This window comes from Roseateles sp. (genome assembly GCF_019237615.1).
Classification (GTDB): domain Bacteria; phylum Pseudomonadota; class Gammaproteobacteria; order Burkholderiales; family Burkholderiaceae_C; genus Pelomonas.
Map to the genome: position 1 here is coordinate 35,564 of NZ_JAFAGT010000016.1, position 26,485 is coordinate 62,048.

General features: G+C 69.3%; 26 protein-coding genes. 17 read left to right on the top strand and 9 right to left on the bottom strand.

Annotated elements, in window-relative coordinates; all coding sequences use genetic code 11:
* Positions 1-26 precede the first annotated feature (26 nt).
* The gene (ruvC, locus tag JOY88_RS03385) at positions 27-575 is read left to right on the top strand and encodes a crossover junction endodeoxyribonuclease RuvC (RefSeq protein ID WP_293500379.1); all 549 of its coding nucleotides are present in this window, start codon (positions 27-29) and stop codon (positions 573-575) included.
* 15 nt (positions 576-590) lie between these two features.
* Here ruvC and sugE read toward each other — a convergent pair whose 3' ends face one another.
* Positions 591-908, bottom strand: coding sequence for a quaternary ammonium compound efflux SMR transporter SugE (gene sugE / locus JOY88_RS03390; RefSeq protein WP_293500381.1), 318 nt, complete (start codon positions 906-908; stop codon positions 591-593).
* Between the two features lie 458 nt (positions 909-1,366).
* On the opposite strand from sugE, the gene JOY88_RS03395 reads away from it, so the two are divergent.
* Genes JOY88_RS03395 through ubiM form a run of 3 tightly spaced genes read left to right on the top strand, consistent with a single transcriptional unit; the run spans position 1,367 to position 6,099 of the window.
* A complete protein-coding gene (locus JOY88_RS03395; protein ID WP_293500383.1) occupies positions 1,367-3,118 on the top strand; it encodes an ABC transporter ATP-binding protein in 1,752 nt (583 codons plus the stop codon).
* Positions 3,105-4,895 carry an ABC transporter ATP-binding protein gene (locus JOY88_RS03400; protein ID WP_293500385.1) on the top strand — a complete coding sequence of 597 codons (1,791 nt, stop codon included), beginning with the start codon at positions 3,105-3,107 and terminating at the stop codon, positions 4,893-4,895. Before JOY88_RS03395 ends, JOY88_RS03400 begins: the two co-directional genes overlap by 14 nt.
* Positions 4,896-4,941: 46 nt before the next feature.
* Positions 4,942-6,099 (top strand): 5-demethoxyubiquinol-8 5-hydroxylase UbiM, encoded by a 1,158-nt coding sequence (gene ubiM / locus JOY88_RS03405; protein WP_293500386.1) that lies wholly within the window; start codon positions 4,942-4,944, stop codon positions 6,097-6,099.
* On the opposite strand, the gene JOY88_RS03410 is transcribed toward ubiM, so the two are convergent.
* Both JOY88_RS03410 and JOY88_RS03415 read right to left on the bottom strand, forming a co-directional pair.
* Positions 6,074-7,330, bottom strand: coding sequence for a patatin-like phospholipase family protein (locus JOY88_RS03410; protein ID WP_293500387.1), 1,257 nt, complete (start codon positions 7,328-7,330; stop codon positions 6,074-6,076). The two genes, ubiM and JOY88_RS03410, sit on opposite strands and share 26 nt — an antisense overlap.
* Positions 7,331-7,348: 18 nt before the next feature.
* Positions 7,349-7,972, bottom strand: coding sequence for a phasin family protein (locus JOY88_RS03415; RefSeq protein ID WP_293500388.1), 624 nt, complete (start codon positions 7,970-7,972; stop codon positions 7,349-7,351).
* A 206-nt stretch (positions 7,973-8,178) separates the two neighbouring features.
* Between JOY88_RS03415 and JOY88_RS03420 the strand changes: the two genes are divergently transcribed.
* Genes JOY88_RS03420 through JOY88_RS03435 form a run of 4 tightly spaced genes read left to right on the top strand, consistent with a single transcriptional unit; the run spans position 8,179 to position 12,784 of the window.
* Positions 8,179-10,173 carry an SDR family oxidoreductase gene (locus JOY88_RS03420; RefSeq protein ID WP_293500389.1) on the top strand — a complete coding sequence of 665 codons (1,995 nt, stop codon included), beginning with the start codon at positions 8,179-8,181 and terminating at the stop codon, positions 10,171-10,173.
* Between the two features lie 60 nt (positions 10,174-10,233).
* Positions 10,234-10,776: a GNAT family N-acetyltransferase gene (locus JOY88_RS03425; RefSeq protein ID WP_293500390.1), complete on the top strand. Its 543-nt coding sequence runs from the start codon at positions 10,234-10,236 to the stop codon at positions 10,774-10,776.
* On the top strand, positions 10,773-12,002 hold the full coding sequence (locus JOY88_RS03430) for a saccharopine dehydrogenase family protein (RefSeq protein ID WP_293500391.1): 1,230 nt from the start codon (positions 10,773-10,775) through the stop codon (positions 12,000-12,002). The genes JOY88_RS03425 and JOY88_RS03430 overlap by 4 nt, the downstream gene beginning before the upstream one ends.
* A complete protein-coding gene (locus tag JOY88_RS03435) occupies positions 11,999-12,784 on the top strand; it encodes a nitrilase-related carbon-nitrogen hydrolase (RefSeq protein WP_293500392.1) in 786 nt (261 codons plus the stop codon). Before JOY88_RS03430 ends, JOY88_RS03435 begins: the two co-directional genes overlap by 4 nt.
* On the opposite strand, the gene JOY88_RS03440 is transcribed toward JOY88_RS03435, so the two are convergent.
* The 4 genes from JOY88_RS03440 to JOY88_RS03455 all read right to left on the bottom strand — a co-directional run bounded on the left by JOY88_RS03440 (position 12,757) and on the right by JOY88_RS03455 (position 14,979).
* On the bottom strand, positions 12,757-13,215 hold the full coding sequence (locus JOY88_RS03440; RefSeq protein WP_293500393.1) for a DUF1203 domain-containing protein: 459 nt from the start codon (positions 13,213-13,215) through the stop codon (positions 12,757-12,759). The genes JOY88_RS03435 and JOY88_RS03440 overlap by 28 nt on opposite strands.
* 73 nt (positions 13,216-13,288) lie before the next feature.
* Positions 13,289-13,771, bottom strand: coding sequence for a hypothetical protein (locus tag JOY88_RS03445; RefSeq protein ID WP_293500394.1), 483 nt, complete (start codon positions 13,769-13,771; stop codon positions 13,289-13,291).
* Positions 13,772-13,833: 62 nt separating this feature from the next.
* Entirely contained in the window at positions 13,834-14,325 is a 492-nt protein-coding gene (locus JOY88_RS03450; protein ID WP_293500395.1) for an outer membrane lipoprotein, read from the bottom strand.
* A 96-nt stretch (positions 14,326-14,421) separates the two neighbouring features.
* Positions 14,422-14,979, bottom strand: coding sequence for an HNH endonuclease (locus tag JOY88_RS03455; RefSeq protein WP_293500396.1), 558 nt, complete (start codon positions 14,977-14,979; stop codon positions 14,422-14,424).
* Positions 14,980-15,175: 196 nt separating this feature from the next.
* On the opposite strand from JOY88_RS03455, the gene JOY88_RS03460 reads away from it, so the two are divergent.
* Genes JOY88_RS03460 through JOY88_RS03500 form a run of 9 tightly spaced genes read left to right on the top strand, consistent with a single transcriptional unit; the run spans position 15,176 to position 24,411 of the window.
* Positions 15,176-15,898 (top strand): TetR/AcrR family transcriptional regulator, encoded by a 723-nt coding sequence (locus JOY88_RS03460; protein ID WP_524539183.1) that lies wholly within the window; start codon positions 15,176-15,178, stop codon positions 15,896-15,898.
* A 35-nt stretch (positions 15,899-15,933) separates the two neighbouring features.
* Complete coding sequence (locus JOY88_RS03465) at positions 15,934-17,724, top strand: acyl-CoA dehydrogenase C-terminal domain-containing protein (RefSeq protein ID WP_293500397.1); 1,791 nt, start codon at positions 15,934-15,936, stop codon at positions 17,722-17,724.
* Between the two features lie 29 nt (positions 17,725-17,753).
* Positions 17,754-18,185 (top strand): DUF2147 domain-containing protein, encoded by a 432-nt coding sequence (locus JOY88_RS03470; RefSeq protein WP_293500398.1) that lies wholly within the window; start codon positions 17,754-17,756, stop codon positions 18,183-18,185.
* 24 nt (positions 18,186-18,209) lie between these two features.
* Positions 18,210-20,606, top strand: a complete 2,397-nt coding sequence (locus JOY88_RS03475; RefSeq protein WP_293500399.1) for a 3-hydroxyacyl-CoA dehydrogenase/enoyl-CoA hydratase family protein — start codon at positions 18,210-18,212, stop codon at positions 20,604-20,606.
* 10 nt (positions 20,607-20,616) lie between these two features.
* A complete protein-coding gene (locus tag JOY88_RS03480) occupies positions 20,617-21,108 on the top strand; it encodes a DUF4442 domain-containing protein (RefSeq protein ID WP_293500400.1) in 492 nt (163 codons plus the stop codon).
* Between the two features lie 11 nt (positions 21,109-21,119).
* Positions 21,120-22,334: an acetyl-CoA C-acyltransferase gene (locus JOY88_RS03485; protein ID WP_293500401.1), complete on the top strand. Its 1,215-nt coding sequence runs from the start codon at positions 21,120-21,122 to the stop codon at positions 22,332-22,334.
* A 3-nt stretch (positions 22,335-22,337) separates the two neighbouring features.
* Complete coding sequence (locus JOY88_RS03490; protein WP_293500403.1) at positions 22,338-22,871, top strand: DUF1569 domain-containing protein; 534 nt, start codon at positions 22,338-22,340, stop codon at positions 22,869-22,871.
* Positions 22,872-22,881: 10 nt separating this feature from the next.
* Positions 22,882-23,646 (top strand): enoyl-CoA hydratase, encoded by a 765-nt coding sequence (locus JOY88_RS03495; RefSeq protein ID WP_293500404.1) that lies wholly within the window; start codon positions 22,882-22,884, stop codon positions 23,644-23,646.
* Positions 23,647-23,679: 33 nt separating this feature from the next.
* Entirely contained in the window at positions 23,680-24,411 is a 732-nt protein-coding gene (locus JOY88_RS03500; RefSeq protein ID WP_293500405.1) for an SGNH/GDSL hydrolase family protein, read from the top strand.
* Positions 24,412-24,424: 13 nt separating this feature from the next.
* Here the strand turns inward: JOY88_RS03500 and JOY88_RS03505 are convergent, their stop codons facing one another.
* Both JOY88_RS03505 and JOY88_RS03510 read right to left on the bottom strand, forming a co-directional pair.
* Positions 24,425-25,720 carry a dicarboxylate/amino acid:cation symporter gene (locus tag JOY88_RS03505; protein WP_293500406.1) on the bottom strand — a complete coding sequence of 432 codons (1,296 nt, stop codon included), beginning with the start codon at positions 25,718-25,720 and terminating at the stop codon, positions 24,425-24,427.
* 144 nt (positions 25,721-25,864) lie between these two features.
* Entirely contained in the window at positions 25,865-26,284 is a 420-nt protein-coding gene (locus tag JOY88_RS03510; RefSeq protein ID WP_293500407.1) for an acyl-CoA thioesterase, read from the bottom strand.
* Positions 26,285-26,485: the final 201 nt, after the last annotated feature.

Consider the following 26,485-nt stretch of genomic DNA (forward strand, 5'->3'; position numbering starts at 1 on the left):
CATGGGGCGCTCTGGCGGGGGATGCGATGAGGATTCTTGGCATAGACCCCGGCCTGCAGACCACCGGCTTCGGCCTTGTCGATGCCGAGGGGGCGCGCCTGGCCTATGTCGCCAGCGGCACGATCAAGACCAGCGGCGTCGCGCTGGGTGACCTGCCCGGGCGACTGAAGATCCTCTACGACGGCATCCGCGAGGTCGTCGCGCGCTACCAGCCGCAATGCGCGGCGGTGGAGATCGTGTTCGTCAACGTGAACCCGCAGTCCACGCTGCTGCTGGGGCAGGCGCGCGGCGCCGCGCTGACCGCGCTGGTGTCGGCCGACCTCGCCGTCAGCGAGTACACGGCCGTGCAGATGAAGAAGGCCGTCGCCGGCCACGGCCAGGCCAAGAAGGAGCAGGTGCAGGCCATGGTGCAGCGGCTCTTGAACCTGCCGGGCGTGCCGGGCAAGGACGCCGCCGACGCGCTGGGCCTGGCCATCATGCATGCCCATGCGCGCATCAGCTTCGAGGCGATGAGCCGCAGCACGACGCTGCAGCGCCGCCAGCATGCGCAGTTCAAGGGCGGGCGGACCTATTGACCGCGCCGCCGTGGCTCAGGCCGTGGTCAGCTTCAGGCCGACGATGCCGGCCACGATGAGGCCCACGCAGGTCAGCCGCGCGACGGTCGCCGGCTCGTGGAACAGCAGCATGCCCAGCACTACCGTGCCGACGGCGCCAATGCCGGTCCAGACGGCATAGGCCGTGCCCACCGGCAGCGTGCGCATCGCCATGCCCAGCAATGCGACGCTGATCACCATTGCCGCCACGGTCCCGGCCGTGGGCCAGGGGCGCGTGAAACCCTCGGTGTACTTGAGGCCTATGGCCCAGCCCACTTCGAACAGGCCTGCGATGACCAGAATCAGCCATGCCATGTGTATCTCCCGGCGCGCGAGCGCTCAGCGCTCGGGTCGTCCCGAGAGGTGAAGAAAGGCCGGCAAGGTCGTCCTTGCGGCATGCCGGCGCGATTTCTGATGACCAGCGCACGCAGTGTAGACAAGGGGCGCGCCGCAACCACCCAAGCCCGGGCGGAGCTTGGGTGGTTGCGGCGCGACAGTTGCAGGCGCGGCGGGCCCCGCATCGGGCTGCCGGCGCTCCCGACCGATCCGCCGCATCCCGGGGCCTCTGGGGCATAGTCGCGGCCCATGTCGCCTGCACTGCTCCTGATCGACGGGCCCGCCCGTTTCTGGCCGCCGCGTTGCGTCACGCTGAGTGGCGTGGTCGTGGGGTGTGATGTCGACGAACGGGGCGGCCCGGTCGTCGCCCTCGGGCTGGCGTCGCAGCCGTTGAACGACATGTCGACCCGGAGGATGCCGTGGCGGCGGTCCGGGCGATGAGCCTCTCCCGCATGCTCGCCGGCTTCGTGCGCGAGCATTGGCGTGCCTACGCCGCCGCAGGCGCGATGCTGAGTTGCATCGCGCTGTTGACCGTCTGGATCCCGCGCCAGGTGGGCCATGTCGTCGACGAACTGGTGGCCGGCGGGCTGCAGGGGCCCGCGCTGCTGCGGCAGCTGGGCCTGCTGGTCGCGGCCGGCCTCGTCATCTACCTGCTGCGCGCGGGCTGGCGGCTGACGCTGTTCAAGGCGTCCTTCCGCCTTGGCGCGCGGCTGCGCACGCAGCTGTTCGCGCGGCTGGCGCTGCAGGGGCCGGCCTACTTCCAGAGTCAGCGCACCGGCGACCTGATGGCGCTGGCGACCAACGACATCGACACCGTGGAACAGGCCGCCGGCGAGGCCATGCTGGCGGGCTTCGACGGCTCGCAGACGCTGATCCTCGTGCTGGCCATGATGACCCTCGCCATCGACTGGCGCCTGGGCCTCGCGGCGCTCCTGCCCTTCCCGCCGATGGCGCTGGCGTTCTGGTGGGTCTCCAAGCGCCTGCACCAGGCCGCCCAGGATTCGCTGACACGCTTCGGCGACCTCAACCAGCAGGTGCAGGAGAGTCTGGCCGGTGTGCGCACCGTGCGCGCGCTGGGCCTGGTGGCGCGCAGCGAGGCGCAGTTTGGCGGCCTTGCCGACCGCGCTGCCGAGGCCAGCTTCCGCTCGCAGCGCCTGGAGGCCGCCTACGAGCCCGCCGTGGGCATGACGCTGTCCGCCGCGACGGCCATCGCGCTGGCCGTGGGGGGCTGGCTGGTAGCGCGCGGCGAGATCAGCATCGGCCAGTTGACGGCCTTCACGATGTACCTGGGCCAGCTGATCTGGCCCATGTTTGCGGCCGGCTGGGTGCTGGCGCTGCTGGAGCGCGGCCGCGCGGCCTGGATGCGGCTGGCGCCGGTACTGGATGCGCCGCTGACGCTGGCCGATGGAGGCAGTGCGGCGCTGCCGGCGCAGGCCTCGCTGCGGGCCGAGGCGCTGACGTTCAGCTTCCCCGGCGCCAAGCGGCCGGCCCTTGAGCAGGTGGACTTCACGCTGGCGCCGGGCCGCACGCTGGGCATCGTCGGCGCCACCGGCGCGGGAAAGTCCACCCTGGTGCGTCTGCTGTTGCGCCAGGCCGAGCCCGATGCGGGCCGGCTGACGCTGGCCGGCACCGCTCTGCCCGAGCTGCCGCTGGCGACGCTGCGCGGCCATATTGCCTGGGTGCCGCAGGAGCCCTTCCTGTTCTCCGCCTCGGTGGCCGACAACATCGCGCTGGCCAAGCCCGGCGCCAGTCGCGACGAGATCGAGGCCGCGGCGCGGCTGGCGGCCGTGCACGACGACATCGCGCGGCTGCCGAACGGCTACGCGACGGAGGTGGGCGAGCGCGGCGTGACGCTGTCCGGCGGCCAGCGCCAGCGCGTCGCCATCGCCCGCGCACTGCTCAGCGACGCGCCGTTGCTGGTGCTGGACGACGCGCTGTCGGCCGTGGACACCGGTACCGAGACGGCCATCCTCGACCACCTGCGCGAGTTGCGCGCTGCGCGGCCGGAGCGCAGCGTCATCGTCATCGCGCACCGGCTGTCGGCGGTGATGGATGCGGACGAGGTCATCGTGCTGAGGCAGGGCCACGTCATCGAGCGCGGCGCGCACCCGCAGCTCCTGGAGCTGGGCGGCTGGTACGCCTCGCAGTGGCGCTACCAACAGATCGAGGCCAGCCTTGAAGCCGCCTGAGACCGCGAAGAAGCACGAGAAGCCGTGGCAGAGCGTGGGCCTGCTGCTGGACGCGGCGCACCCTGAGAAACCGCATCTGCTATGGGGCGCGCTGTGGCTGGTCATCGCCGCCGGCCTGGAGGTGCTGGCGCCCATGCTCGGCAAGCGCTACATCGACCACCACCTGCTGCCAGGCCATTACGACCTGGGCGAGATGGCGACGCTGCTTGCCTTGGTGCTGCTGACCGGCTGGGCCGCGTCGTGGATACGCTACGCGCAGCTGTCGCGCATGGCCGGCGTCGCTCGGCGTTCGGTACTGCGGCTGCGTGAGCGCGTCTACGCGCACGTGCTGGCGCTGCCCATGGCCTTCTTCGACAAGGCCATCACGGGCCAGCTTGTCAGTCGCGTCACCAACGATACCGAGTCGGTCAACCAGCTCTACCGCCAGGTGCTGTACGTGATGCTGGACTCGACCATCGTCGTCGCCGGCTCGCTGGTCGCGATGGCGGTGCTGGACTGGCGGCTGATGCTCATCGTCGCGACGCTGGTGCCGGCCATGGTCGTCATCATCCTGGGCTACCAGCGCCTGTCCGCGCCGGCCGTCGCGCGCACGCGCCAGCTGCGCAGCGACATCAACGCGCAGATGGCCGAGAGCATGGCCGGCATGGCCGTGCTGCAGGCCAGCGGCGCGGCAGACCGCTTCGGGCAGCGCTTCGAGATGACGAATGCCGAGCACCGGTTGTCGCGCATCGCCGAGCTGCGCGCCAACGCCTGGCTGCTGCGCCCTGCGCTGGACCTGATGAACGTGCTGTTGCTGGTCACCGTCATCTACAGCTTCGGCCGGCGCGAGCTGTCGGGCCTGGAGGTGGGCCTGCTGTATGCCTTTCTGGCCTACATCGCCCGCGTCGTCGAGCCACTGATCCAGATCACGATGCAGTTCGGCCAGCTGCAGCAGGCCATGGTCGCCGCGTCCCGCGTGCGCACACTGCTGGAGGAGGACGAGCACCGCGGCCCGGCGCAGGACGGGCGCGACATCGCGCAGGGCTGCATCCGCATCGAGGGGCTGAGCTTTGGCTACGACCCGGCGCGGCTCGTGTTGCACGACGTGGACGTGGACATCCCGGCCGGCAGCTTCGTCGGCATCGTGGGCCACACGGGCAGCGGCAAGAGCACGCTGCTGTCGCTGCTGCTGCGCTTCTACACGGCCCAGCAGGGCCGCATCACGGTGGACGGGCAACCGCTGGCCGCCGTGCCGGACGTGGCCTTCCGCGACGCGGTGGGCCTGGTGCCGCAGGAGCCTTATCTGATGTCGGCCAGCGTGCGCGACAACATCGCGATGGGTCGGCCGGGCATCTCGGACGAGGACGTCGAGGATGCCGCCCGCGCCGCCCGTGCGCATGACTTCATCGCCGCGCTGCCTCAGGGCTATGGCACGCGGCTGGGAGAGGGCGGAGCGCGCGTGTCCACCGGCCAGAAGCAACTGCTCGCGATGGCGCGGGCGCTGGCGGGCGCGCCGCGCATCCTGTTCCTGGACGAGGCCACCAGCAACATCGACAGCGCGACCGAGCGGCTGGTCGGCGAGGCGCTGGCCGCGCTGCACGGCCGCGTGACGGTGGTGGCCATCGCGCACCGCCTGTCCACCATACGTGCGGCCGACCAGATCCTCGTCCTCAACCACGGCCGCCTGCAGGAGCGCGGCACGCACGAGGTGCTGATGGGCCTGGACGGCGGCCTGTACCGCCGCCTCGTCGAGCTGCAGACGCTGGAGGAGGCCGAGGCCTATCCCGAGCCGGGCTGATGTGGGTCAAGGCGGCGTTCCGCCCACCGCCCTAGGCTGCTTGGCCATGAACGACCTTGCCGCCTCAGAGGCCCAAGTCCTGATCTGCGGTGCCGGCCCGGCCGGCCTGGCCCTGGCCTGTGCGCTGCATGACCGCGGCCTGGCCGTGCGCGTCCTGGAGCAGGCCGATGCCGCCGCGCTGGCTCGCCCGGCAGACGATGGCCGCGAGATCGCGCTGACCCACCGCTCACGCCGCGTGCTGGAGCAGCTGGGCCTGTGGGGGCGGCTGTGCGACATCGCGCCGCTGCGCCGCGCCAGCGTGCGCTCCAGCGGCACGCGCACGCCGCTGGCCTTCGAGGCCGCCGGGCAGGACCTCGGCTGGCTGGTCGCCAACCACCGCATCCGCGCCGCAGCCTGGGAGGCGGCGCAGCAGCGCGGCATGGACATCCGCTGCGGGCGCCAGGTCGCCGGCTTCTGGCGCGAGGCCCGGGTCGCCGTCGTGCAGACGCGCACCGGCGAGCGCCATGCGGCGCCGCTGGTCGTCGCGGCCGACAGCCGCTTCTCGCCGTTACGCCGCCTCGCCGGCATCGCCGCCCGCCACCACGACTTCGGCCGCAGTGCGCTGCTCGTGCCGCTGACGCATGAGCGCGAGCACGAAGGCCTGGCGCAGGAATGCTTTCTCGAAGGCCGCACGCTGGCGCTGCTGCCCAAGACCGGTCGCCGCAGCTCGGCCGTGTGGACCGTCGCGAACGCCGAGTTGCCGCGAATCGCCGCGATGGATGACGCCGCGTTCGCCGCCGCCATAGCGGCCGCGGCCGAGGGCAGCCTGGGCGAGATGCGCGTGGACGGCGCGCGCCACGTCTATCCGCTGGTGGCCGTCTGGGCGCAGCGCTTCGTCGCGCCGCGCCTGGCTTTGATCGGCGATGCGGCGGTGGGCATGCACCCGGTCACGGCCCATGGCTACAACCTGGGGCTCCACGGCGTTGAGGCGCTGTCGCGGCGACTGGAGCCGGGGTGCGACCCGGGCGAGATGGGCGCCCTGCTGGCCTATGAGGCAGAGCACCGCCGCGCGGCTGGCCCGCTGTATGCCGGCACCAATGCGCTGGTGCGCTTCTTCACCGACGACCGCGCGCCGGTGCTGGCGTTGCGCAGGGCCGTCATCGACATGGCCCGACACCTGCCGCCGCTGCGTGCGGCGATCACGCGGCGGCTGGTGGACGCCTAGCTTCCAGCATGCTCAACGACCCGCGCAGCGAGCGCAGCGCGGCCTCCATGCGCGTTTCGCCCGGCAAGGACAGCAGACGGGCTTCGCGGTCGGCCAGCCGGTCCTCGCGCAGCGTCAGGCCGACGCGCTGGAGCTGCGGCTTCAGCGTCGCGGCGCGCTCGCGTAGCAGCTCGCGCGTGGCCTGGTAGGCATGCTCGGCCAGCTTTCGGCGCTGCGCATAGCCGAAGGTATTGGCCATGAACAGCTCGGCGTCGCGCGGGTCGGGCTCGAACAGCAGGATGTCGGTCCGCGGGTGCGTGCGCTCGTAGCCCTTCAGGCCCAGCGCCAGCCGCGAGTGGATCAGCGAGCGGAAGGTCTGCGACAGCACCAGCGGCAGGCCGCCGTCCACCAGCCGATGAATGCGCGGTTGCTGCGCGCGCAGCGCCGGGCGGCCCAGCTTGTGGGCCAGCTTCCGCGCCCTGCGCGAGCGCGCGTCGCGCGGCGACATCCGGTTGCTCGCGTAGGGCACCAACGGGTTCAGGCAGATCAGCAGGTCCAGCCCGCGGTCCAGCAGCACGGAGGCATGCAGCGTCTTCTTCAACGCGCCGTCCACGTAGTGGCGCCCGGCAATCTCCACTGGCGGGAACAGGCCCGGCAGCGCGGCGCTGGCCTGCACTGCCTGTGCGATGGGCACATGGTCCCAGCCCGCGGTGCCGAATGGGATGGCCTCGCCGCTGTCCAGATCGGTGGCCACCAGCACGAGGCGGCGGCGCAGCGCGCGGAAGTCGTTCGTGCGGCCAGGCTCGGCGAAGACGCGGCTCAGCGCAGCAGCCAGGCGCTCGCTGCTGAGCAGGCCGGTGGGCAGCACGCGTCCCAGGCGCTCGACGGCCCCCGGCACGGAGCGGCCCTCCAGCACCACGTCGCGCACCGCGTCGGCCAGCAGGCCCGGCAACAGGCGCAGGCGTGCACCGAACTCGGCCCAGGCCGGCTGCAGCAGTTCCGCGGGGTCGAAGCGGTCGGGCGCCTCGGTGCTGTTCTCGATGAAGACGGCGCAGAGCTGGCGCGGCGTCATGCCGTTGGCCAGGCCTGCGGCGATGAAGCCGCCCGCGCTGACGCCGATGTAGCCGTCGCAGGCGCTGAAGTCCAGGCCATCAACGGCGTCCTCCAGCGCACAAAGGGCGCCCACTTCATAGATGGCGCCCAGCGGGCCGCCGCCTGCCAGGGCCAGGCCGATCTTCTTCGGTCGGCTCATCGCGGCGGGGGTCTAGCCTCAGGCCTGCGCGGCCTTGGCTGTCGCTGCCGTCTTCCGGGCCGGGGCGGCCTTACTGGCGGGCGTAGCTGCGGCCTTCTTGGCCACGGGCTTCCTGGCGGCGGGCGCCTTCTTCGCGATGGCGGCCTTCTTCACGGCGGTGGCTTTCTTGGCAGCGGGCTTGCGGGCCGCCTTCACCGGTGCCTCCTGCAGGCCGGCGGACTGGGCTAGAGCATCGATGCGCTTGATGAGGCTGTCGATGTCGCCGGCGGACGGCACGCCCAGGCTCTTCAAGGCCTTGGCGACGCGCTGCTCGAAGATGGCCTCCAGCTTGTCCCACTGGTGACCGGCCTTGGCACCCATGTCGCCGGCCATGCCACTGACCTTGCTGGCCACTGCGCTGAGCTTTTCCTCGGCGGCGGACTGTGTCTTCTTCTGCAACTTCAGTCCCTCCGAGACCAGGGCCTCGAACACCTTGGAGCCTTCGCCCTGGGCCTTGGCGAAGGAGGCGAGGCCGGCGGCCCAGATCTGCTGTGCACTGTCCTTCACGTTCTGTGCCATCGCGCCGTCGAGCAGGCCAGCGGGGAAGCCGGTGGCAGCCGAGGTCTTCTTCTTGTCAGCCATCTTCTGGAGCTTCTTGACCATGGTGGGTGTCCTTGCGAGTTGCGCAGATTGTTGAGTGGGCCGATGGCACTGTAGCGGCCGCATCCCGCTCCAGCACGGCGATTCCTAGTGAGTGCGCTCTACGAGTGGGGTCGCGTTTCCTCGGGAAAGTGCGCAGCGGGGTGCCGCGGGCGCTGGTGAAGAATCAGACGCGAATCGCCCCCCAACTTCAAGAGCAGGAGACCCGCATGCAGTATTTCGTCACCGGTGCCACCGGCTTCATCGGCAAGCGGCTCGTCAAGAAGCTGCTGGCACGCCGCGGCAGCACGGTCTACTTTCTGATGCGCGAGGGGAGTGCGGCCAAGCTGCCCGACCTGCTGGCCTACTGGGGCGTTGGCAAGACCCGCGCCATCCCCGTCTACGGCGACCTGACGGGCAAGAAGCTGGGCGTGGCCGGCGACGTCATCAAAGGCCTCAAGGGCCAGATCGACCACCTCTACCACCTGGCCGCCGTCTACGACCTCTCCGCCGACGAGGAGTCGCAGGTCGCCGTCAACATCGAGGGTACGCGCAGCATGGTGGAGTTCGCGCAGGCGATCGACGCGGGCCATGTCCACCATGTCAGCTCCATCGCAGCGGCGGGCCTGTACGAGGGCGTGTTCCGCGAGGACATGTTCGACGAGGCCGAGAACCTCGACCACCCCTACTTCATGACCAAGCACGAAAGCGAGAAGCTCGTGCGCAAGGAGTGCAGGCGGCCGTGGACGGTGTATCGCCCCGCCATGGTCGTCGGCGACTCCAGGACCGGCGAGATGGACAAGATCGACGGGCCGTACTACGTGTTCAAGCTGATCCAGCGCATGCGCCAGATCCTGCCGCCGTGGATGCCCAGCGTGGGCCTGGAGGGCGGCCGCATGAACATCGTGCCGGTGGACTTCGTCGTCGACGCGCTGGACCACATCTCGCACCTGGTCACCAAGGGTCAGGGCTGCTACCACCTCGTGGACCCCAAGGGCTACCGCGTCGGCGATGTGCTGGACATCTTCAGTCGGGCCGCGCATGCGCCCAAGATGAACCTGTTCATCAACGCGGCGCTGATGGGCTTCATCCCCCGGAGCGTCAAGAAGGGACTGATGGCGCTGGCGCCGGTGCGCCGCATCCGCAATGCGGTGATGAAGGACCTGGGGCTGCCCGAGGATATGTTCACCTTCATCAACTACCCCACGCGCTTCGACTGCCGCGACACCGAGGCCGCGCTGAAGGGGTCTGGCATCGCATGCCCGGACCTGAACGACTATGCCTGGCGGCTGTGGGACTACTGGGAGCGCCACCTCGACCCGGACCTCTTCATCGATCGCTCGCTCAAGGGCGCGACCGGCGGCAAGGTGGTTCTGGTGACGGGCGGCTCGTCGGGCATCGGCCTGGCCGCGGCCATCAAGTTCGCCGAGGCCGGCGCCATCACGCTGATCTGCGCGCGCGACGAGGCCAAGCTGAAGGAAGCCGTCGCCGAGATCAAGCAGAAGGCCGGCAAGGAGGCGCAGGTCCACGCCTTCGCCTGCGACATCGCCGACGCCGAGGACAGCGCCAACCTCGTCGAGTGGTGCAACACCCAGTTCGGCGGCGTGGATTTCCTCATCAACAACGCCGGCCGTTCCATCCGGCGCGCCATCGAGAGCAGCTACGACCGCTTCCACGACTTCCAGCGCACGATGGAGCTGAACTACTTCGGCTGCCTGCGCGTGACGATGGGCCTGCTGCCCGGCATGACGGCCAAGAGGCGCGGCCATGTCGTCAACATCAGCTCGATCGGCGTGCTGACGAACGCACCGCGCTTCTCGGCCTACGTCGCATCCAAGGCCGCGCTGGATGCGTGGACGCGATGCGCCTCCAGCGAGTTCGCCGATACCGGCATCACGTTCACCACCATCAACATGCCGCTGGTGCGCACGCCCATGATCGCGCCCACCAAGATCTACAACAACGTGCCGACGCTGTCGCCGGAGGAGGCTGCCGACATGATCGCCCAGGCCTGCACGGCCAAGCCGGTGCGCATCGCCACGCGCCTGGGCGTGTCCGGCGAACTGCTGCATGCCGCGGCGCCGCGCATTGCTCAGATCGTCATGAACACCTCGTTCCGCATGTTCCCCGACAGCGATGCTGCCAAGGGCGAGAAGGGCCGGGGCGGCGGCCTGTCGCCCGAGGCCATCGCGCTGCAGCAGATGATGCGCGGCATCCATTTCTAGGCGGCGACACCCGCCACGGGCCCGGCTTCGGCCGGGCTTTCCTATTTCGAGGACGAATCCATGCTGAGAGGACAACGCGTCGGCCTGCGCCATGTGAACGAGGACGACCTGCCTTGGCTCAAGCGCACAGCCGGCGACCCGCAGGTCCGGGGCCAGTTTGCAGGCACGCGCATGATGTCGCCGCACAAGATCGATGCACGCTGGAAGGACAACGGCTTCGCCAGCGAGGATTCCGAAAGGCTCCTGATTTGCCACCTGCAGGATGGCAGCGTCATAGGCGACGTGCTGCACTTCAGCGCCGGGCGCTACACGACGGCGCGCGAGATCGGCTGGACCCTGGCCGACCCGTCGATGCGCGGCCAGGGCCTGGCCAGCGAGGCGGCCGCGCTGCTGGTGGACTACTTGTTCGAGAACTGGCCGGTGAACCGCCTGTCCTGTGGCGTGTCGGTGCACAACCATGCGTCGCGTCGCGTGGCAGAGAAATGCGGCTTCAAGCACGAGGGCATACAGCGCGGCATCGTCTTCGTGGCAGGCGAGTATGTGGACTGCCATTTGCTGTCGATGTTGCGCAGCGACTGGCTGGCGATGAGGGGCAGGGCATGAGCTTCGACAAGGAATTCGACCTCATCGTCTTCGGAGCTACCGGCTTCACGGGGCGGCTCGTCGCCGAATACCTGCACCTCAGCGGCGCGGCCGGTGCGCGCTGGGCCGTCGCCGGGCGCAGCCTCGACAGGCTCGGCCGGGTGCGTGATGAGCTGAACCTGCCGCCCTCTGTGGCGTTGCTGCAGGCCGATGCGGGCGACGCGGCCGCGCTCAACGCGCTGGTCGGGCGCGCAAAGGTCGTCCTCACGACGGTCGGCCCCTATCAACTGCATGGCGAGCCGCTCGCCACCGCCTGTGCCGAAGCCGGCACGGACTATGTGGACCTCTGCGGTGAGCCGCTGTGGATGGCCCGCATGATCCCCAAGCTCACGCCGCTGGCCGAGAAGAGCGGCGCGCGCATCGTGTTCTCCTGCGGCTTCGATTCCATCCCCTTCGACCTGGGTGTCGTCTACCTGCAGGCCGAGGCCGAAAAACGCTTCGGCGCGCCACTGCCTGAGGTGCGCGGGCGCGTCGCGCGCGTGAAGGGCGCAGCCTCGGGCGGCACGCTGGCCAGCATGATGGAAACCCTGGAAGCGGTGCGCCGCGAGCCGGGCCTCGTCAAGCTGATGGCCAACCCTTTCGCGCTGACGCCGGGCTTCAAGGGGCCGCGCCAGCCCGCCGACCAGGACCCGGCCTACGACGACTGGGCCGACGCCTGGAGCGGCCCCTTCCTGATGGCCACCATCAACACGAAGAACGTGCACCGCAGCAATGCGCTGCGCGGCCACCCCTGGGGCGCGGGCTTCGTCTATAGCGAGAGGCTGCTGACCGGCAAGCCCGGCCAGGGCGACAAGGGTCGCAGGAAAGCGGTTGCACTGGCCCGCCTCACGAAGCTGCAGAGCCTGGCGCTGGGCTTCAGGCCGACGCGCTTCCTGCTGCGTCGCTTCGTGTTGACCCAGCCCGGCGACGGCCCGGACAAGGCCGCGCGCGAGGCCGGCCATTACACGCTTTGGTTCACGGGCAAGTCGGCTCGCGGCCAGACGCTGCGTGCCGTCGTCAAGGGCGACCGCGACCCGGGCTATGGCTCGACCTGCAAGCTCATCAGCGAGGCCGCGCTGTGCCTGGTGCAGGACGTTGGACGTGACGCGACGCCCGGCGGCGTGTGGACGCCCGGCGCCGCGATGGGCCTGGCCCTGGTGCGTCGCCTGCACGAGCGTGCCGGGCTGACGTTCGAGATTGCCCCTTGAGCCGGCAGCCGCGCTGGGCGATCAGCCAGCCGCGCATGCACTGGACGCTGGCCGGCAACCTGGCCGAGGTGCTGGCCGCGCTGGAAGGTGCCGCCGCGACCGGCGCCGATGGCTGCGTCTGCACGGAGCTGGCGTTGACGGGCTTTCACCGTCGCCTGCCCGAGTTGCTGGACGCGGCGGCGCTGGCCGACGCGCGAGCGCAGGTCCGCGCCGCCTGTGCCCGGCTCGGCATCGCCGCGGCCATCGGCATGCCGACGCTGGGGCCAGGTGGTGCGGTCCTCAACAGCCATGTCTTCATTGATGCGTGCGGAGACGAAGTCGTCCGCGTGCACAAGACCGGCCTGACGCCGAGCGAGGCGACGTTCTTCACCGCCGGTGGATCACGCGGCTGGACGGTGCTGGGCGAGTCGCTCTGCACCTCGGTGCTGTGCCGCGAGATGCTGGATGTGGAGGCACTGCTGCCGGTATTGCGAGCCGCGCTGCCCGTCGACGACGCACGACCGCGCCTGATCTTCTGGCCCGGCTACATCGCCGAGTCGGACGCCGAGCAGGCTGTCCTCTGCGAGGCCTACCGCGTCGGCGCCGCGCGCCTGGCGCTGGCACTGCGGGCCTGGGTGCTGCAGAGCAACTGGGCCGAGTCGCTGAACGCGCCCGGGCGCGGCGGCTTCGGCGCCGGCATCGTCATCGCGCCCGATGGCGAGATCGTCCAGATGCTGCCTCGTGACGAAGCGGCGTTGGCGATCGTGGAGCTGGATCAAGCGCGGCGGATCAGCGCCGCATAGCAGCCCCGGAGCGCGAAGTGCGCGTGTACATAGGCCACGTCGGGCCTTGAGAGCAGGCGCTCGATGAGCGCCTCGGCCGCCGAGCCGTCCACGAGGTCGGCGTCCACCATCAGGTGGCTGGCGTCGAAGGCGCGCAGCGACAGCAGGCGGCTGCGCAGCGCAGTGGGCAGGGTGTCTGTCGCGTCGAACGGGGCGCCGGCATGCTCGCGCACGAAGATGGCGTGGCGCGAACGGTAGGGCGTGTCGGCCGGCTGGTGCTCGTGGTTGATGAGCAGTGCGGTTTCGCCGGGCCCGGTGTCGCGCAGCTCGACGCGGTCTGGCAGGCCCTCGCCGTGGAAGCGCCGGGCGCCATGGCGCGCCAGCTCGGCGTCACTCAGGCCGAAGAGGTGGGAAAAGGGCCGGGCCGGCAGGCCGGTGATGCGGAAGGACATGGCGTGCTCCAGAAGGGGTGCCGCCATTCTTCGGTCGCGGCCTGCGGACGTCTGGCCGCAATCGGACCTGCAGTCAGTCCTGGCCGGCGGGGCGCTCGAAGCCCGAGTCCACCCAGGCCTCGGCGGCCGACTGGTTGAACCGCAAGCCCGCGGCCACCTTGACCTGCGCCAGACGCTCGCCGGCGGCATCGAAGGCGCTGAGCCAGGCATAGGGGTCGTCCTCGGCGGGCACGATCTCCAGCGTGATCTTCAGCCAGTTGCCGTCGCGGGCGACATAGAGGGCCTTGTTGAGCTGGGCATGCAGTTGCTGCTCGTGGCGGCGTATGACCTCCGAGGCCGTCTTCACCAGCGTGTTGAAGGCGTTGACGTCCAGCGGCTTTGGGTTCTTCTTGTCACGCCCCATGGTCCAGGGGCCGACCAGGGCCGGCTCGTTCTCGCCGGCCTTGAACATGGCGACGGCCCAGCCCTCGTCGTCCTCGTTCTTGATGACCTGGGCGGTCCAGCCGTTGTCGCGCCACAGGCGCGCTTCATACAGGGGTTCGTCGGGCTCGCTCATGGAAAGGCGGAAAGTGGCGGGGCAAGCCCGCCATTGTCCGCCGCTGCGGCCCGAGGTGCCTCTCAGCCGTTTCTGCCGGGGCCGGCCGGCATGACGGCCGGGGCGCGGGTCACGCGGGTCTTGCCGCCGGTCGTCACGAGGACGACGGGGTCGCCGCTGTTGAAACTCTCGTTGCCGCGGGCCTGGATGATGGCGCGGCGCTCGCCGTTGCGCAGTTGGACGATGATTTCCAGCGCGTCCTCACGGGTGGCGGAGCGCTCGATGGCGTTGCCGATGACGGCACCGGCAACGGCGCCGATGACGCCGGCCACCTGACCGTCGCGGCGTCCGCCGACAGAGCCGCCGGCGATGGCGCCGGTGACGCCGCCGGCCACGCCGCCGACGCCGCTTTGCGAGCCGTCCACGGTGACGGGGCGGGTGGACAGCACGGTTGCGTCCTGTACCTGCGACATGCGCTGCGCGTCACCGCGCTGGACCACGTCGGGGCTGGTCGTCGAGCAGGCCGACAGCGCGGCCGCCGCGGCCAGCGTGAGGGAAGTCATGAGCTTGGACATTCGGGGTCTCCAGAGGCAAAACAGCTGCCCAACGCGCCTCATTGTCTCGCCGTTGACGGCTGGATGCCGTCCGGCACAACTCTTTACGGTTGCCTGTCAACCGTGCAAGCGCGAACTCCTGGGCACGCTGGCGAGCAGGAACTCCATCTGGTCGGCCAGGATGCGGCGGCCGCGCAGGATCATGTCCTCGTGGAGGCTGGGCACATAGGGCAGGTAGAGCAGGCTCATGTGTGCCTCTTCCGGCATGCGGTTGCCCTTGCGGCCGTTGCAGGGACGGCAGGCGGTGATGCAGTTCATCCAGCTGTCCAGGCCGCCGCGCGACGTGGGCTGGATGTGCTCGCGCGTCAGATCCTCCGGCAGGCGGCGGTGGCCGCAGTAGGCGCAGACGAAGCGGTCGCGTACGAAGAGCTTGCCGTTGGTCAAGGCCGGCGCCTGACGCCAGGCCCGGCTGGGCACGGCGCCGCGCACGGCGATGATGGAGTGCACCTCGATGCGGGATTGCCGCCCGGTGATGCGCTGCAGGCCGCCGCGCAGCACCTGGCAGGGTTCGCCCAAAGTCCAGGCGATGCCGTCGCAGGCATAGATCACGGCCGCTTCGCGCGTCGTGATCCAGGCCTGGGGTCGGCCGGAGACATCGAGCTGGAGCACATCCACTGGGCTTACCTCCAGCCGCGAGCCTAGCGAGAACCGGGCCAGCGCTCAAGCGTGGCCGCATGACAGCCCTGGATCCGGGTGTTCCCTAGGTTGGCGGCAGTATTAGGTGCATCACCCTAGTAAATCGCGGGGCCATGCTGGCGTTGTCACGGAAGCGACCTGCAAAATAGAACGACCGTTCGTTTTATTCCTGCCCGTGTCGACACAGCCCGCCCCCGCCAAGAAAGCCGCCCCGCTGCGCGCCGCGAAGCCGGCCCGCGTGGCGCGCTCGCTGCAGAAGGGCCAGCAGACCCGCGCCGCTATCCTCGAAGCAGCCCTGGGCCTGGCCTCGCACATGGGCCTTGAGGGCCTTTCCATCGGCGCGCTGGCCGACGTGACGGGCATGAGCAAGTCCGGCGTCTTCGCCCATTTCGGCTCGCGCGAGGAGTTGCAGATCGCGGTCGTCACCGAATACCACGCCAAGTTCGAAGAGGAAGTCTTCTTCACGGCCATCCGCGAGCCGCGCGGCCTGCCGCGGCTGCGTGCGATGTTCGAGCGCTGGGTGCGGCGCGTCTCGGTCGAGGTCGACTCGGGCTGCATCTACATCAGCGGCGCCGTCGAGTTCGACGACCGGCCCGGCCCCGTGCGCGACGCGCTGGTGGGCATGGTGAAGGCCTGGCATGCGGCACTGCACAAGGCCATCGTCCTGGCCCGCGACGAGGGCCATCTGCGGGCCGATGCCGACGTCGACCAGATCGTCTTCGAACTGCACGGCCTGATCCTGTCGCTGCACCACGACGCGCGCTTCATGCGCATCCCCGGCGCACTGTCACGTGCCGGCAACGGCTTCGAGCGGACCATCCAGTTCTACGCGACCCCGCTGGGCCTGGAGATCGACCGCAGCCGCCCCGACTCCAAGAACGGCGCCGCCAGGCGCTGACCGACTCACTCTCACCCCTAGCCCAGGAGTACCCGATGCCCCAGTACCAACCGCCCATGCGTGACATGCAGTTCGTCATGCACGAGCTGCTGAACGTTGTCGACGAGTTGAAGATGCTGCCGGCCCATGCCGACATCGATGCCGACACGATCAACGCGGTGCTTGAGGAAGGCGGCAAGTTCGCTGCCGAAGTCATCGCCCCCATCAACCTCAGCGGCGATGCCGAGGGCTGCACGCTCGACCAGGCCACGCACGCCGTGACCACGCCCAAGGGCTTCAAGGAGGCCTATCGGCAGTATGTCGAGGCCGGCTGGGCGGCGCTGTCCTGCGACACCGAGTACGGCGGCCAGGGCCTGCCATTGCTGGTGAATCAGTTCTTCTACGAGATGCTGAACTCGGCCAACCAGGCCTGGACCATGTATCCGGGCCTGAGCCACGGCGCCTACGAGGCGCTGCATGCCCACGGTACGCCCGAGCAGAAGGCCACCTACCTGCCCAAGCTGACCAGCGGCGAGTGGACCGGCACCATGTGCCTGACCGAGCCGCATTGCGGCACCGACCTGGGCCTGCTGCGCACCAAGGCCGAGCCGCAGGCCGACGGCACGTACAAGATCACCGGCCAGAAGATCTTCATCTCCGCCGGCGAGCACGACATGGCCGAGAACATCATCCACCTGGTGCTGGCCCGTCTGCCGGACGCGCCGGTCGGCTCCAAGGGCATCTCGCTGTTCGTGGTGCCGAAGTTCAACGTCAACGCCGACGGCACGCTGGGCGCGCGCAACGGCCTCTTCTGCGCCGGCCTGGAGCACAAGATGGGCATCCACGGCAACGCCACCGCGCAGATCGTGCTGGAAGGTGCGACCGGCACGCTGGTGGGCCAGCCCAACAAGGGCCTGGCAGCGATGTTCGTCATGATGAACGCCGCCCGCCTGGGCGTGGGCAACCAGTCGCTGGGCCTGACGGAGGTGGCCTACCAGAACGCCGTGACCTACGCCAAGGACCGAATCCAGATGCGCGCCCTGTCCGGCCCCAAGGCGCCGGACAAGCCGGCCGACCCCATCATCGTGCACCCCGACGTGCGCAAGATGCTGCTCACGGCCCGCGCCTTCGCCGAGGGCGGCCGCATGCTGCAGGGCTACACCGTGCTGCAACTGGACAAGGCACTGAAGAGCGACGACGAGGACGAGCGCAAGGACGCCGATGCCGAGGTCGCGCTGCTGACGCCCATCATCAAGGCCTTCATCACCGACAACGGCTGGCTGGCCACCTCGCACTGCATGCAGGTTTACGGCGGCCACGGCTTCATCCACGAATGGGGCATGGAGCAGTTCGTGCGCGACGCGCGCATCAACATGATCTACGAGGGCACCAACACCATCCAGTCGCTGGACCTGCTCGGCCGCAAGGTGCTCGCCAACAACGGCGCCACGCTGAAGAAGTTCGGCAAGAAGATCGCCGCCTTCATCGAGGAAGAGGGCGTCAATGAAGCCATGCAGGAGTTCGTGAACCCGCTGGCCGACCTGGGTGACAAGGTCAACAAGCTGACGCAGGAGATCGGCATGAAGGCCTTCGGCAACCCCGACGAGGTGGGCGCCGCGGCGGTGGACTACCTGCGCGTCGTGGGTCACATGACCTTCGCGTTCTTCTTCGCGCAGGCCGCCAAGATCGCGCTGGACAAGAAGGACTCGGGCGATCCGTTCTACACGGCCAAGCTGGCCACGGCACGCTTCTACTTCGCCAAGCTGCTGCCCGAGACTGCCAGCCTGATCCGCAGCTGCCGCGCGGGCCTGGCCCCGCTGATGGAAATGGACGAAGCGCTGTTCTGACGCGCCATGACAACCCAGGAGACAAGCCGATGAAGAAAGCCCTGATCGCCGCCGCCACGTTGCTGGCCCCCGTTCTCGCCCTCGCGCAGACCACGCCGGTGGGCCTGTGGAAGACCATCGACGACGACGGCAAGACCGCCAAGTCGCTGGTGCGCATCAACGAGCAGGGTGGCGTGCTCGTCGGCAGCATCGACAAGCTGCTCGACGCCAAGGACGGCCCCGATGCCAAGTGCGACAAGTGCGCGGACGACCGCAAGGACAAGCCCATCGTCGGCCTGCAGATCATCCGCGGCGTGAAGGCCGAGGGCGATGGCGTCTGGGGCGGCGGCGAGATCCTCGACCCCAACAACGGCAAGACCTACCGCACGCGCCTGAAGCCCGTGGATGGCGGCAAGAAGCTGGAGATGCGCGGCTACATCGGCCCCTTCTTCCGTACGCAGACGTGGATCCGCGTCGAGTAAACGAACTACCTCGGAGATTTCCCAATGAGTCGATTCCAAGTCCGCCGCGTCGCCGTGCTCGGCGCCGGCGTGATGGGCGCGCAGATCGCCGCCCACCTCGTCAATTGCAAGGTGCCGGTCGTGCTGTTCGATCTGCCCGCCAAGGATGGAGCCAAGAACGGCATCGTCACCAGGGCCGTCGAGGGCCTGAAGAAGCTCAAGCCGGCGCCGCTGGGCGAGGCAGCCGAGGCCGCGCTGATCCAGCAGGCCAACTACGAGGAGCATCTTGAGCTGCTGAAGGACTGCGACCTCGTCATCGAGGCCATCGCCGAGCGCATGGACTGGAAGCTGGACCTGTACACCAAGATCGCGCCGTTCGTGGCCCAGCACGCCATCGTGGCGTCCAACACCTCGGGCCTGAGCATCACCAAGCTCTCCGAAGTCCTGCCCGAGGGGATCAAGCCGCGCTTCTGCGGCATCCACTTCTTCAACCCGCCGCGCTACATGGCGCTGGTGGAGCTGATCAATACGCCGACGACGCGACCGGAGATCCTCGACCAGCTCGAGGCCTTCGTCACCACGTCGCTGGGCAAGAGCGTCGTGCGCGCCCATGACACGCCCAACTTCGTCGCCAACCGGGTCGGCATCGCCGGCATGATGGCCACGATGATCGAGGCCGAGAAGTTCGGCCTGAGTGTCGACGTCGTCGACGACCTGACCGGCAAGAAACTGGGCCGCGCGTCCAGCGGCACCTTCCGCACCGCGGACGTCGTCGGCCTGGACACCATGGCCCACGTCGTGAAGACGATGCAGGACAACCTGAAGGACGACCCGTTCTACGGCACCTACGCCACGCCCAAGGTGCTGGCCGGCCTCATCGCGAAGGGTGCGCTGGGCCAGAAGACCGGCGCCGGCTTCTACAAGAAGGTGGGCAAGGACATCCAGCGCCTGGACTTCGCGACCGGCGAGTACGTCGCCGGCGGCAAGAAGGCCGACGAGATCGTTGCCCGAATGCTCAAGAAAGGCCCGGCCGACCGCCTGAAGCTGCTGCGTGAATCCAGCAACCCGCAGGCCCAGTTCCTGTGGGCCATCCTGCGCGACAGCTTCCATTACGCGGCCGTGCACCTGGCCGACGTGGCCGACACCGCGCGCGAGATCGACTTCGCGATGCGCTGGGGCTTCGGCAGCAGCCAAGGCCCGTTCGAGCTGTGGCAGGCCGCGGGCTGGAAGCAGGTTGCCGAGTGGATCTCGGCCGACATTGCCGAAGGCAAGGCGTTGTCAAGCGCGCCGCTGCCCGCCTGGGTGACGGAAGGCCCGGTCGCCGAAGCCGGTGGCGTGCACACGCCGCAGGGCTCGTGGAGCGCGCTGGAGGCGAGGTTCAAGCCGCGCAGCGAGCTGCCGGTTTACCAGCGACAGGCCTTCCGTGAATCGCTGCTGGGAACCGGCGCGGCAGACCCGTTGAAGTCGGGCACGGAGCTGTTCAAGAACGACGAGGTGCGCGTCTGGACGCTGGACGGCAACGTCGTCATCGCGTCGATCACCGCCAAGCTGCACCTGATCAGCCCAGCCGTCACCGAGGGCCTGCTCAAGGCCGTCGAGATCGCCGAAGCGGACTACACGGGCATGGTCATCTGGAGCCCGGACGACGTGTTCTCGGCCGGCGCCAATCTGGAGTCCCTGATGCCCGTCTTCATGAAGATGGGCAGCAAGGGCATCGCGCCGGAAGAGAAGAAGCTTCAGGACATGATGCTGCGCCTGCGCTACGCCAGCGTGCCGGTTGTCGCCGCGATGCGCGGCCTGGCACTGGGCGGTGGCGCCGAGCTGGCCGTGTACTGCGCGCGCCGCGTCGCCCACATCGAGAGCTATGTGGGCCTGGTCGAAGTGGGCGTGGGCCTGGTGCCCGGCGGCGGCGGCCTGACCTACATTGCCCGCCGCGCCGCCGAGATGGCGGCGGCCGGCAATGCCGGCGCCGACATCCTGAGCTTCCTGAAGGACGGCTTCATGACCGCGGCCACGGCCAAGGTCGCGACGTCGGCGCACGAGGCCCGCAAGAACGGCTTCCTGCTCGACAGCGACGTCATCGTGCCGCACAAGGACGAGCTGCTGCACGTGGCCATGGCCACCGCGCTGGGCATGGCCGAGGCCGGCTACCGACCTCCGCACAAGGCTGTTTTCCCGGTCGCCGGCCGCAGCGGCATCGCGACGATCAAGGGGCAGGTGGCCAACATGCGCGATGGCGGCTTCGTCAGCGCCCACGACTACCACCTGGCGTCGGCGATTGCCGACGTGGTCTGCGGTGGCGAGGTCGAGGCGGGTTCCCTCGTCACCGAGGAGTACCTGATGGCGCTGGAGCGCAAGCATTTCTGCTCGCTGCTGGACAACCCCAAGACGCAGGAACGCATCATGGGGATGCTGCAAACCGGCAAGCCGGTCCGCAACTGAGACCGATGTCGTGAACCGGCTTCAACGCACGCTCGCCAAGCTGGACGGCCTGCCCGGTCCGCTGCGAGGCGCCGCGCGCAACTTCGCGCTGCGGCGTGCCGTCCCGTTCACCGGTACGGCGGCGCTGGACTTCGTCGCGCTCACGCCCGAGCGCAGCGAGATCCGTGTCGCCAACGAGCGCCGCGTGCAGAACCACATCAAGGGCGTGCATGCGGCCGCGATGTCGCTGCTGGCCGAGACGGCCACCGGCATGGTGGTGGGCATGAACGTGCGTGACGACTGCCTGCCGCTGTGCAAGTCGCTGCAGGTGAATTTCAAGAAGCGCGCCACCGGCGGTCTGGTCGCCCGCGCCCACCTGACCGAGGCCCAGCGAGCCAGCATGGCCAGCGAGACCAGGGGCGAGGTGCGCGTCGCCGTGACCGTGACCGACGAAGCCGGCATCGAGCCGATCCAGTGTGAATTTGTCTGGGCCTGGGTGCCCAAGGAAAAGCCCCAGGCTTGAAAGGAACAAACATGAGCAAGCAAGTCCAGGACGCCTACGTCGTCGCCGCCACCCGTCTGCCCATCGGCAAGAGCGGCCGTGGCTACTTCAAGAACACCCGCCCCGACGAGATGCTCGTCAAGGTCATGCAGGCCGCGCTGGCGCAAGCCCCTGGCCTGGAAGCCAAGGCGATCGAGGATGCCATCGTCGGCTGCTCCTTCCCCGAGGCCGAGCAGGGCATGAACATCGCCCGAGTGGCCTCCGTGCTGGCCGGCTTCGGCCCAACGGTGGGCGGCGTGACGATCAACCGCTATTGCGCCTCCGGCATCACCGCCGTGCAGATGGCTGCCGACCGCATCCGTGTTGGCGAGGCCGACGTGATGTTCGCGGGCGGCGTCGAGTCCATGTCCATGATCCCCATGGGCGGCAACAAGCCGAGCCTGAGCCCGCTGATCTTCGAGAAGGACGAGAACATCGGCATCGCCTACGGCATGGGCCTGACGGCAGAGAAGGTCGCCGAGAAGTGGAAGATCAGCCGCGAGGCGCAGGATGCGTTCTCGCTGCAGTCCCACCAGCGCGCCATCGCCGCGATGCAGGCGGGCCACTTCGATGCCGAGATGACGGCCTTCGACATCATCGAGCGCACGCCCAACCTGGCCGACGGCACGGTCAACGTGAAGACCCGCACCGTCAAGCTCGACGAAGGCGCCCGCCCTGACACCAGCCTGGAAGGCCTGGCCAAGCTCAAGCCGGTGTTCGCCGCCAAGGGCAGCGTGACGGCCGGCAACAGCTCGCAGACCTCCGACGGCTCGGGCGGCCTCATCATCGTCAGCGAAGCCGCGCTGAAGCGCTACAACCTGACGCCGCTGGCCCGCTTCGTTTCCTTCGCCGTCAAGGGCGTGCCGCCCGAGATCATGGGCATAGGCCCCATCGAGGCCATCCCGGCCGCGCTGAGGATGGCCGGCATCTCGGCCCGGGACCTGGATTGGGTCGAGTTGAACGAAGCCTTCGCCGCGCAATCGCTGGCCGTGCTGAACGACCTCGACAGCAAGGGCATCGAGCTGGACCGTGCCAAGGTCAACCCCAACGGCGGCGCCATCGCGCTGGGCCACCCGCTGGGCGCCACTGGCGCCATCCGCGCGGCCTCGGTCATCCACGGCCTGCGCCGCACCGGCGGCAAGTACGGCATGGTGACGATGTGCGTGGGCGCCGGCCAGGGCGCGGCCGGCATCTTCGAGAGGCTCTGAGCCATGGACCGCCGCGCCGCACTGAAGACCACGACGGTGTTGCTCGCGGCGACGCCGCTGGCGGGCTGCACCGGCCGGCTGGACACCTTCGCGACCTGGAAGGAGGCCCAGCAGGCCGTGCTGGAGCTGCTGTTCACGCCCAAGGTCGTGCACGGCAGCCCCTGGAACCTCAGCCAGGTGTTGCAGCACCTGGCGCAGAGCATCGAGTTCTCGATGCAGGGCTTCCCGGTGCTCAAGGGCGCCTGGTTCCGCTCCTCCATCGGTTCGGCGGCCTTCGCCGTCTTCAATGCGCGCGGCGCGATGAGCCATGACCTCGCCGAGCCCATTCCGGGGGCGCCTCCGCTGGATGCGTCGCAGGTGCTGAAGACCTCGGTGAACCGGCTGCTGGAGGCGATGGATGCGTTTGCCCAATTCAACGGTACGCTGCGGCCTCATTTCGCCTACGGCGAGCTGACCAAGCCGCAGTACGAGCGAGCCCATCTGATGCACTTGGCCAACCACTGGACCCAGTTCCAGGCCAAGACCGCTACCGCTTGAGGAATTCCGCATGACCATCAAGAGCTACACCGTCAACGGCGTCGCGACCCTGGAGATCGCCCGCCCCGAGAAGAAGAACGCCATCACGCAGGCCATGTACCAGGCGATGGCCGACGCGCTGCGCGCGGCCGACGCCGACCCGGCCGTGCGCGCCGTGCTGATCACGGGCCAGCCAGGCATCTTCACGTCGGGCAACGACCTGGAAGACTTCATGGCCGGCCCGCCGCGCAATGCCGACGCGCCCACCTTCCAGTTCATGCACGCGCTGGTGGACTGCGGCAAGCCAGTCGTCGCGGCCGTCACGGGTGCGGCCATTGGCATTGGCACGACCATGCTGCTGCATTGCGACTTCGTCTTCGTCGCCGACGATGCCCGCCTGGCCATGCCCTTTGTCGCGCTGGGCCTGGTGCCCGAGTTCGCGTCCAGCGTCGTGCTGCCGCAGCTGATGGGCAACCGCCGCGCGGCCGAGAAGCTGCTGCTGGGCGACCCCTTCACCGGCGAGCAGGCGGTGGAATGCGGCATCGCCAACCGCGTGCTGCCGGGCGGCGAGGTGCTCAACCACGCGCGCCGCATCGCCGAGCGCTTCAACCACCTGGCGCCGGGCGCCGTGCGCGACAGCAAGAAGCTGATCCGCGACGCGCAGCGCGAGGCCGTCAAGGCCGCGATCGCGCGCGAGTCCGAGGTCTTCGGCGCGCGGCTGCGCAGCCCGGAGGCGCAGGAGGCCTTCCAGGCCTTCTTCCAGAAGCGCGCGCCGGACTTCTCCAAGTTCAGCTGAGCATCGGCCATACGCCGCGTCCTCGCCACCTTGGTGCTTGCCCCGCTGCTGCTGTGGCAGGGGCGGGCCGTGCGCGCCCGCGCGCTGCGGCTGCCCGAGGCCGAGGGGCAGCGCACCGGCAGCAGCGGGCCGCCGCAGCCGACGCCTGAGGTGCGGCCGCTGCGGCTGCTGATCGTCGGCGATTCATCGGCCGCTGGCGTCGGTGCCGCTACCCAGCGAGAGGCGCTGGCCGGGCGGCTGTCCGAGGAACTGGCCCGCCGCACCGGCCGCGCAGTGCATTGGCAGCTGCTGGCTCGCACCGGCCTCACGAGCGCCGAGGCCTGCGAGCTGCTTGCTCGGGCGCCCCTGGCGCCGGCCGATCTGGCGGTGACGGCGCTGGGCGTCAACGACGCCACGGGGCGCGTGCCGCCCGGCCCGTGGCTGGGGGCGCTGGACCGCATCGACGACCTGTTGCGCCGGCGCGCTGGCGTGCGCTTCGTGCTGCACTGTGCGGTGCCGCCCATGCAGCGCTTCGCGCTGCTGCCGCAGCCGCTGCGCTGGTGGATGGGCGGGCAGGCCGGGCGCCTGAACGCGGCGCTGGCCGGCCATCTGCAGGGGCGCGCGGACCGTGCGCTGCTGGCCCTGCCGGAAGAACTGCAGGCCGAGGCCGATCGCCTGATGGCACACGACGGCTTCCATCCAGGTCCGGCCGGCTATGCGTTGTGGGCCCGGGCGCTGGCGGAGCCGCTGGCGCGGGCGTGGGCGTGGGCGGCGTCGCCGCCCTGAAGGAGGCGCGCGCTCAGTCGTCGCCGCCGGCCCGGCCGTTAAGCGCCCGGTCCAGGGCCTCGGTGTCCAGCGCCCGCTCCCACTTGGAGACCACCACCGTCGCCACCGCATTGCCCATGAAGTTGGTCAGTGAGCGGCATTCGGACATGAAGCGGTCCACGCCCAGGATCAGCGCCATGCCGGCCACGGGCAGCTCGGGCACCACCGACAGCGTGGCCGCCAGCGTGATGAAGCCCGCGCCGGTGACGCCGGCAGCGCCCTTGGAGCTCAGCATCGCGACCAGCAGCAGCGTGATCTGCTGGCCCAGCGTCAGATCGGTGTTGGTGGCCTGCGCGATGAAGAGGGCCGCCAGCGTCATGTAGATGTTGGTGCCATCGAGGTTGAAGGAGTAGCCGGTCGGCACGACCAGGCCCACCACCGTCTTCTCGCAGCCGGCCCTCTCCATCTTCTCCATCAGCAGCGGCAGCGCCGACTCCGAGGACGAGGTGCCCAGCACCAGCAGCAGCTCGGCCTTCAGGTAGCGGGCCAGCTTGAGGACGGAGAAGCCGCATAGCCGCGCCACGATGCCCAGGACGACCAGCACGAACAGCAGTGCGGTGATGTAGAAGCAGCCGACCAGCCAGGCGAGGTTGGCCAGCGCCGCAAGACCGTACTTGCCGATGGTGAAGGCCATCGCGCCCAGCGCGCCCAGCGGGGCGGTGCGCATCAGCAGGTGCACCAGCCGGAACACAGGCGCGGTCATCGCATCGAAGAACACCAGCACCGGCCTGCCGCGCTCGCCGGACAGGGCGAGCGACACGCCGAACAGCACCGCGACGAACAGCGTCTGCAGGATGTTGCCGTCCGCCAGCGCACCTATCAGCGATTTCGGGATGATGTCCATCAGGAAGCCGACGATGGTCAGGTCGTGCGTCTTCTCGACGTAGCTGCGGACCTCCTTCTGGTCCAGGTCGGCGACGTTGACGTTCATGCCGGCGCCGGGCTGCACCGCATGCGCCACCAGCATGCCGACGATCAGCGCCAGCGTCGAGAAGAACAGGAAGTACAGCATCGCCTTGCCGAATACCCGGCCGACCGCCTGCAGGTGCGTCATGCTGGCGATGCCGGTGACGATGGTCAGGAAGATCACCGGCGCGATGATCATCTTGACCAGGCTGATGAAGGCGTCGCCCAGCGGCTTCAGCTTGGTGGCGTAATGCGGCTCGAAATGCCCCAGCAGCACGCCGATCGCGATGGCGATCAGCACCTGCACATACAGCTGCTTGTACAGCGGCACCGGTGCCGCGGGCGCAGAGGAGGTGGGAAGCATGGCCTGTCTCCTGTGAAGATCGCGATGCGGCCGGGCATGGCCGTGACCCGCTCGGCGCGGCCGGCGGGTGGATCATTCTGGAGCGCATCGGCCGCCAGCGGTGAGGATTGCCGCAGATTTGCGGCCGGCCGTGCCGGCGCGACGTCAGGCGGGCGGGTTGAAGGGGCGGGGCTTGCCGTCGCGGTCTATGGCCACATAGGTCAGGTTGGCCTCGGTGACCTTGACCACCTGGGGGTGGGTCGGGTCGCGCTCGGCCACCACCTCGACATGCACCGTGATGGAGGAGCGCCCGATGCGGGTCACGGTGGCGTAGAAACTCAGCAGGTCGCCGATGGAGACCGGTTGCTTGAAGATGAATTCGTTGACGGCCACCGTCGCGACACGGCCGCGCGAGATGCGCAGCGGCAGGATGGAGCCGGCGATGTCCACCTGGGCCATGATCCAGCCGCCGAAGATGTCGCCGTTGGCATTCGAATCGGCCGGCATGGGTACCACGCGCAGCACCAGCTCGCGCTGGCCGCTGGACGGGTTGGAGGGAAGGGACGGGCTGGCGTCAGGGCTCATGGGTGCGGATACGGCAAGGCAATCGTGCACGGATTGTCCCTGCTGGCCCGGTGCCTAGACTGAAGTTCCTCGAGCCTCCGGCCGAGTTTCCCTGTTGATTCAAGCACTTGGCGGGAATCGGGGGTGCGGCTGCTGTCTACAACTTGATGTCTTGGACGAGTTGCAGGGCGCGGTGCTGGGTTGGGCTGGGCTGGGTGAGGA

Coding starts and splice junctions, on each gene's coding strand:
- ruvC (WP_293500379.1), top strand. CDS start 27: ATGAGGATTCTTGGCATAGACCCCGGCCTGCAGACCACCGGCTTCGGC.
- sugE (WP_293500381.1), bottom strand. CDS start 908: ATGGCATGGCTGATTCTGGTCATCGCAGGCCTGTTCGAAGTGGGCTGG.
- JOY88_RS03395 (WP_293500383.1), top strand. CDS start 1,367: ATGAGCCTCTCCCGCATGCTCGCCGGCTTCGTGCGCGAGCATTGGCGT.
- ubiM (WP_293500386.1), top strand. CDS start 4,942: ATGAACGACCTTGCCGCCTCAGAGGCCCAAGTCCTGATCTGCGGTGCC.
- JOY88_RS03410 (WP_293500387.1), bottom strand. CDS start 7,330: ATGAGCCGACCGAAGAAGATCGGCCTGGCCCTGGCAGGCGGCGGCCCG.
- JOY88_RS03415 (WP_293500388.1), bottom strand. CDS start 7,972: ATGGTCAAGAAGCTCCAGAAGATGGCTGACAAGAAGAAGACCTCGGCT.
- JOY88_RS03420 (WP_293500389.1), top strand. CDS start 8,179: ATGCAGTATTTCGTCACCGGTGCCACCGGCTTCATCGGCAAGCGGCTC.
- JOY88_RS03425 (WP_293500390.1), top strand. CDS start 10,234: ATGCTGAGAGGACAACGCGTCGGCCTGCGCCATGTGAACGAGGACGAC.
- JOY88_RS03430 (WP_293500391.1), top strand. CDS start 10,773: ATGAGCTTCGACAAGGAATTCGACCTCATCGTCTTCGGAGCTACCGGC.
- JOY88_RS03440 (WP_293500393.1), bottom strand. CDS start 13,215: ATGTCCTTCCGCATCACCGGCCTGCCGGCCCGGCCCTTTTCCCACCTC.
- JOY88_RS03445 (WP_293500394.1), bottom strand. CDS start 13,771: ATGAGCGAGCCCGACGAACCCCTGTATGAAGCGCGCCTGTGGCGCGAC.
- JOY88_RS03450 (WP_293500395.1), bottom strand. CDS start 14,325: ATGTCCAAGCTCATGACTTCCCTCACGCTGGCCGCGGCGGCCGCGCTG.
- JOY88_RS03465 (WP_293500397.1), top strand. CDS start 15,934: ATGCCCCAGTACCAACCGCCCATGCGTGACATGCAGTTCGTCATGCAC.
- JOY88_RS03470 (WP_293500398.1), top strand. CDS start 17,754: ATGAAGAAAGCCCTGATCGCCGCCGCCACGTTGCTGGCCCCCGTTCTC.
- JOY88_RS03475 (WP_293500399.1), top strand. CDS start 18,210: ATGAGTCGATTCCAAGTCCGCCGCGTCGCCGTGCTCGGCGCCGGCGTG.
- JOY88_RS03485 (WP_293500401.1), top strand. CDS start 21,120: ATGAGCAAGCAAGTCCAGGACGCCTACGTCGTCGCCGCCACCCGTCTG.
- JOY88_RS03490 (WP_293500403.1), top strand. CDS start 22,338: ATGGACCGCCGCGCCGCACTGAAGACCACGACGGTGTTGCTCGCGGCG.
- JOY88_RS03495 (WP_293500404.1), top strand. CDS start 22,882: ATGACCATCAAGAGCTACACCGTCAACGGCGTCGCGACCCTGGAGATC.
- JOY88_RS03505 (WP_293500406.1), bottom strand. CDS start 25,720: ATGCTTCCCACCTCCTCTGCGCCCGCGGCACCGGTGCCGCTGTACAAG.
- JOY88_RS03510 (WP_293500407.1), bottom strand. CDS start 26,284: ATGAGCCCTGACGCCAGCCCGTCCCTTCCCTCCAACCCGTCCAGCGGC.